The 1,022-nt window shown below is 64.8% G+C and carries 1 protein-coding gene; it reads left to right on the forward strand.

The features are described 5' to 3' along the window. The coding region (locus tag EN893_RS35460) for a 2-oxo acid dehydrogenase subunit E2 (protein WP_128362238.1) at positions 1-992 on the forward strand (992 nt) is incomplete at its 5' end. Positions 993-1,022 lie beyond the last annotated feature (30 nt).

The following is a 1,022-nucleotide window of genomic DNA, read 5'->3' on the forward strand; positions in this document are numbered from 1 at the left end:
CATCCAAGGCAGATGCGGCTCCGGTTGCCAACGGCCATGCGGCCGGCGAGCGCACCTTCGCGTCGCCGCTTGCGCGCCGCATCGCGAAGGAGGCCGGTGTCGATGTGTCTGCCGTGACTGGCACCGGCCCACATGGCCGGGTGGTGAAGGCGGATGTCGACGCGGCGATTGCCGGTGGAGGTGCCCAGGCGGCGCCTGCCGCCAAGGCTCCTGCTGGCGCTCCTGCGCCTGCGGTGAAGGCGATGTCGGATGATCAGATCCTGAAACTGTTCGAACAGGGCTCCTACGACCTCGTCCCGCATGACAATATGCGCAAGACCATCGCGCGGCGCCTGGTCGAAGCCAAGACCACCATCCCGCATTTCTACCTGACGCTCGATTGCGAACTCGATGCGCTGCTGGCGCTGCGCACGCAGATCAATGCGGCAGCCCCGGTGAAGAAGACCGATAAGGGCGACGCTCCAGCCTACAAGCTGTCGGTCAACGACATGGTCATCAAAGCGATGGCCATGGCACTGAAGGCGGTGCCGGATGCCAATGCCTCATGGACCGAAAGCGCCATGGTGAAGCACAAGCATGCCGATGTCGGCGTTGCCGTGTCGATCCCGGGCGGGCTGATCACACCGATTATCCGCAAGGCCGACGAAAAGACGCTGTCCGCCATCTCCAACGAGATGAAGGACCTGGCCAGCCGTGCGCGCAGCCGCAAGCTGAAGCCGGAAGAGTATCAGGGCGGCACCACTGCGGTGTCCAACCTCGGCATGTTCGGCATCAAGGATTTTGCCGCGGTCATCAACCCGCCGCATGCGACCATCCTGGCGGTCGGCGCCGGCGAGGAGCGGGCGGTGGTCAAGAACGGCGAGATCAAGATCGCCACCGTGATGTCGGTGACGCTGTCGACCGACCACCGCGCCGTCGACGGCGCGCTGGGGGCTGAACTGCTGGTCGCCTTCAAGCGGCTGATCGAGAACCCGATGGGCATGCTGGTCTAGGACGGAGAGGGCGGTGCGGATCTTCTTCAC

The organism is Mesorhizobium sp. M7A.F.Ca.CA.004.04.2.1 (assembly GCF_004022825.1).
In the GTDB taxonomy this organism is placed as follows: Bacteria; Pseudomonadota; Alphaproteobacteria; order Rhizobiales; family Rhizobiaceae; genus Mesorhizobium.